The 660-nt window shown below is 40.8% G+C and carries 1 tRNA gene and 1 rRNA gene; both read left to right on the top strand.

Features of this window, described 5'->3' with window-relative positions:
• Positions 1 to 149 precede the first annotated feature (149 nt).
• Positions 150 to 226: transfer RNA gene (locus BJK46_RS12080), tRNA-Ile, on the top strand.
• Between the two features lie 289 nt (positions 227 to 515).
• Positions 516 to 660 (top strand): 23S ribosomal RNA (locus BJK46_RS12075); the annotation flags it as partial.

Here is a 660-nt window from a genome sequence, read left to right as displayed (position 1 = left end):
TAACAAGGTAGCCGTATCGGAAGGTGCGGCTGGATCACCTCCTTTCTAAGGATAATATACGGAATATCACCATCAGGTGATAAGCGAATTAACGTGACATATTGTATTCAGTTTTGAATGCTCATTCATTGAGAATTCAAAATTCAAATGGGCCTATAGCTCAGCTGGTTAGAGCGCACGCCTGATAAGCGTGAGGTCGGTGGTTCGAGTCCACTTAGGCCCACCATTTGAAATTGTACATTGAAAACTAGATAAGTAAGTATAGATTTTACCAAGCAAAACCGAGTGACAAGCGTTTAAAAGCTTGAAACAAAAAATTATCGCTAGTCGTCAAATGACGACTCACATAATTAATAACTGGTGATGGTAAACATCGTATTTTTGATTGTACAAACGTTTATGAAAACGCTTGTCAGTCAACGCATTTCTTGATGAGCGCAGTGAAGTTTACTTCTCGTAAATGAACAAGCGAAGAAAGAAATAAGGTAGAATGCGAGCGTTTATCATAACGTTTAGATTAAGTTATTAAGGGCGCACGGTGGATGCCTTGGCACTAGAAGCCGATGAAGGACGTTACTAACGACGATATGCTTTGGGGAGCTGTAAGTAAGCTTTGATCCAGAGATTTCCGAATGGGGAAACCCAGCACGAGTTATGTCG

Source organism: Staphylococcus pseudintermedius, assembly GCF_001792775.2.
In the GTDB taxonomy this organism is placed as follows: Bacteria; Bacillota; Bacilli; order Staphylococcales; family Staphylococcaceae; genus Staphylococcus; species Staphylococcus pseudintermedius.
This window is presented reverse-complemented; position numbering and strand designations above follow the sequence as displayed.